The following is a 4,775-nucleotide window of genomic DNA, read 5'->3' on the forward strand; positions in this document are numbered from 1 at the left end:
CCAAAACCCGCATGATGGATGAGTCCCATTATATTTGGATTCCGATGCATGATATCTTCCAGCACAATATGTCCATCGGGACAAAAGCCACACGGACAGGTTGAAAATTCTTCAATAAAAACTTTCTTTGTTCCTGAATTACCGTTATTTACAAACACATGAGCACTGAGGTTGTTATCATCGGGAATCGTATCAGGGTTCCCATTAATGGCAGAAATCCAAATATCTACATCCTGATAATCGCCAATATTGGTTGGTGTCCAGCTGGTTGGATGTGTAAAATCATAACTTTCATTTGGAAGTAAACTCAATCCTGAAATTTGGGAAGTTTCTGTCACTCCATTGTCAATCATATAATTGACTGTAATATCTGTTATGGTAGCAGCTCCATGATTAATAAATTGCCCTCCCGGTTGATAAGTTGAATTTGCATGTACCAATTTAGCCATATCATGCTTCACCATTTGAATATCATATTGAGGCTTTGAGCCATAACGGAAGGTATAAACCATTACATTTTCTTTAATGTATTGACCTCCAATATAATAAAAATTGGGACTTGCATCTAACATAGTGGCCAATGTACCATCTGTATTGTCACACCCAACTGTGGCGCTCATATTTCCTGAACTCAATCGATATTGTTGAAAAATTACATCAAAATATCCTTGTTCATATATACGCAAGGCAAAATACAGATAATTTGAATTGGCTGTTTGACCTGTTGGTGTAGTGTGCCATTGAACAACATGAATTCGATTTGGTGCATTTCCAACGGTATATGTTTTAATATCATTTGTCATATAGGTTGGATTATCGCTCAACTCCATATCATCCCAAAAAGCATAAATTGATTTATTTGGTCCTGTGGCATTTGGAATAGCCGTATTTGAACCTGAATTAGCTGCTTCTGCTAAATCAAAAGTAATGAAACCATTATCACTTACTTTATACTGTGAAACCGATTCTCCGTAAAAACTCCATGAAAATGGAAGTGTTTGCGTTGCCGTAAATGAATCATTAGCTGGTTCTCCCATAATCTTGCTTCCGGGTGCAGTCATGCTGAACTCATCAGTTACCCCTTTTGAAACTGTATAATAATAGTTTTGTGATATAGCACAAATACCAAGAAATAAAAATAGGAATAAGAAAGCAAAGTTTTTCATAATCTTTAAATTATTGATTAAATCAAATTTACAGAAATATCTAGAAAAACTTATTGTCTATGAAACTCTTCCTATCCTTATTTGTCAAAATGCCACTCATACCAATTGGTTGAGCTACTTCTGATTTGTAAACTGTTATTGGATATTTCCAAAATCGTCCATGGATCATTACCATCCATAGTCAATGTCTCATTATCTGAATCGACTGTGTAAGTACCTGAATGAGAATAAGAGCCAATATCGAAATTATAAGTTCCATCTTCATTGAAGGTGGCTGTATTGTATGGGTAGGTATCCATTAAATTTTCACCTGTACTGGTTTCTGCAAAAGTCCAACTCCACACACCAATAATCTGATTTTCTGGCAGATAGCTTTTAGCACAATCTGAAAACATGAATAGAAATAGTACAATAACTAGCAGGCTGACTGATCTTTTCATTTGTAGTTTAATTTTTAGTTTTGGCAATTATTTTATAGCAGATAAAAGTCATAAATTAATTAAAATATAATCTCAAATATGCATGAATTTTTTTCGTTTTAAATTACCTACAAACAAATGAAAAAAAATCATGTAAAAGCGAAGCGATTCCGATTGAGAATATAAATTTTGTATTTTACTTTGAACAAAATTTATGTTTTTTACAGGAGAAATTCTTATAGAACTTCAACTTACCAACAAAAAAAAGGGGCTCTGAAAATTCAAAGCCCCTTGCATTTATAGATTTGACAACTTTTGAAAAGTTGTCAAATCTTATCTATCGTTTTATTTCTGAATAAATATCCTATCGCTATAATTTATATTCTCTCCCTGCACCTGCACAAAGTAAATACCTGATTCAGCATTGCTTAAATCGATTTGCTTTGTATAATTACTGGCATCGACTTTCAATTCTTCAAAAACAATTTCACCGAGTGCATTTACTACCTTAATATCCACCTCTACATTGGTGTTTAATTTCAGTGTAAATACGCCCCTGTTTGGATTAGGATAAACATTCACTATCCTTTGTTTTGTATTTTCATCAATTGAGCTTGGAGTAAACAAGGTTTCTATAGATTTTCGTGTACACCCAAAACCATCGGTTATCTGAACACTATACTTGGCTTTATCCTTGATAATATGCGTTTTATAGGTCGCCCCATTGATTGGCGTATTGTACTTCAACCACTGATAACCAGCATAATCCTCAACACAGGTTAGCTGACTCCAAGATTGAGTAATTGTTGGTTGTGCAGGTGGTTTGTAAAAATGCACCATCACAGAATCACTCAATTGCACACCACATACATTCGTTGCAAAACAATAATAATAACCTGTATCAGCTGCTTGCACACCGGTAATATTGTATACAGAATCAATTGCTCCTGCTACTTCTTTTCCATCTTTGAACCATTGGTAATATACCTGACTATTGCTTTGTACCTCGATGATAAGATTGGCATCGAAATTTTTACAATCTAATTGCTCAAGTGGTTGCAGTGTAATGCTTGGTGGTCCGGTTGTTAAATTCAAATAACCATTTCCACTTGTATCATAACCATGTGCATTTCTGATAATACATCTGTAATAACCTAAATCAGCTCCTGTTGTTGATGCAATCGTATAGAAACTATCAGTTGTGAATCCAGTAATATCAACTGAGTCTTTTTGCCATTTATACTCAACTCCATCTCCATAACCCTGAACGGACAATGTTATACTACCACCAGCACAAGCCATGGTATCGTTTGGATATTGATAAAAGCCAGGTGCTAATGGGTTATATTCCCATACAAAATTAACATCAGCAGCAATGACACGGCCTGCAACAACATAACCAAAATTGCCTACGGCAAATGTATGTGATAATTCTCTCGGTCCTCCTTTAAAATACATAACAGCTGTCCATTTATCGTTGCTAGGATCATATTCCCAAACATCGACATAGGCAAAAGTTGCATCAATACCGCCTACAATATAAGCTTTATTGTTTAGCACAAATGCAGAAGCACTATTACGTGCAGCACCGCCAAAATCAGCTTTTTGAGTCCATGTATTCGCACTTGGATCATATTCCATTAAATCGTCATAATTGGCAGCATCTATACCCAAACATATATATCCTTTGTTTCCAATGGAAAAACCAGTAGCTCTATTTCTGAGATTGCTTCCCACATCTGCTTTTTGTGTCCATGTATCATTGGAAGGATCGTACTCCCAAAAGTCTTTCAATGAATTGGTTCCATCTGATCCTGTACCAAAATAACCTTTATTTCCAATGGAAAAACCTACACCAAGAATGACAGCGGCATTGTAATCATTTTTAGCAGTCCAAGTGTTTCCGGCTGGATCATACTCATAGAATGACGCATTGTAATTTGTTCCATCAGTACCAACACCAGCATACCCTTTGTTACCAATAACAAATGACATTCCTCCACCAACTGTCAAAGGATAATCAGCTTTTTGTGTCCATACATCGGTAGTTGATTCATATTCCCAAAAATCAGCAAACCAAACTCCAGTTCCAACATAGCCCTTGGTTCCAATGGCGAAACCAATTCCTGCATATCTGGCAGCACCACCAAAATCGTCTTTGGGATACCAGTTTCCTTGTGCCATAGTATAACTTACTCCTAAGCAAAAAATTAGAGATAGTACAATAAGCTTTTTCATGTGTTTATTATTTAATATTATTATTTACTAATTACAATTTCTAAACTATCAATTTCAGATGGGCTGACACTAGGTGGAACAATATTCTGCTCCAATTTATCCATCATCAAATTGGCAACAGCCAAGGCATCTTCTTCAGAAGCAAAACCCATGAGTCCATTGATAGCAGGGATATGTGGTTGGTGAACATACTTTTTACCATTTCTGAAAATGTCGAATCCCCAACCCAGACTATCAGAAAAATAAGTTTCTACATCTAACTCACGAATTCGATCTACTTCCTGATCAATACTTTTCTCAACGATTGTAGTGTTTTCACTATTTGATTCTTGCTTATTATTGCACGAACTTAGCATGAATACAAAAATCATTAATAAAAAGATTGGATACTTGCTTATACTTCCGTCCTTCATAGGTGTTATAATGCGCTGAGTTTATCATGACGAAGTTAATAACAAATTTGATGTTAGCAAATAGGTGATGGAAGTTGTGGGTTGAAGGTTGAAGGTTGAAGGTTGAAGGTTGAAAGTTATAAGTTGTAAGTTGTAGGTTGCGCATTCTCAATAGTTCATAATTCGTTATTCGATTGTTCTATTATTCGATTGTTCCCTTTGTCGACCGTAGGTTACAAGAAACGAACAAATATCTGAAAAACCTATCAGGTCGGCCAAGTCCTGTTAGGTTGAGCTTGGGATTATTTGAGTCATGAAGTAGCATGTTGAATGTTCCCAACAGTTCCTAATTCGTTAATCTATTGTTCTTTTGTTCTTTTGTTCATAATGTCGACCGTAGGTTACACGAAACGAGCAAATATCTGGCTAACCTATTAAGTCTAAGTTGAGCTTGGGATTGATTCAAGTTCACTATATAAACGAGCTTACTTTTCCATTATTTTCATTACTTCTGTTTGAATTTTAGATTTTACAAATTCCCATTTTACTGGAGACAAAAG

The 4,775-nt window shown here is 35.4% G+C and carries 4 protein-coding genes; all 4 read right to left on the reverse strand.

Going from position 1 to position 4,775, the window contains the following annotated elements; genetic code table 11:
* Positions 1-1,166: hypothetical protein (locus HOG71_11040; protein ID MBT5991372.1), on the reverse strand; the 1,166-nt coding region annotated here is incomplete at its 3' end.
* A gap of 77 nt (positions 1,167-1,243) precedes the next feature.
* Complete coding sequence (locus tag HOG71_11045) at positions 1,244-1,606, reverse strand: hypothetical protein (protein MBT5991373.1); 363 nt, start codon at positions 1,604-1,606, stop codon at positions 1,244-1,246.
* A 324-nt stretch (positions 1,607-1,930) separates the two neighbouring features.
* Complete coding sequence (locus HOG71_11050; GenBank protein MBT5991374.1) at positions 1,931-3,823, reverse strand: T9SS type A sorting domain-containing protein; 1,893 nt, start codon at positions 3,821-3,823, stop codon at positions 1,931-1,933.
* A 20-nt stretch (positions 3,824-3,843) separates the two neighbouring features.
* Complete coding sequence (locus tag HOG71_11055; GenBank protein ID MBT5991375.1) at positions 3,844-4,194, reverse strand: DUF4907 domain-containing protein; 351 nt, start codon at positions 4,192-4,194, stop codon at positions 3,844-3,846.
* Positions 4,195-4,775 lie beyond the last annotated feature (581 nt).

It is taken from the genome of Bacteroidota bacterium (genome assembly GCA_018698135.1).
Taxonomy (GTDB): domain Bacteria; phylum Bacteroidota; class Bacteroidia; order CAILMK01; family JAAYUY01; genus JABINZ01.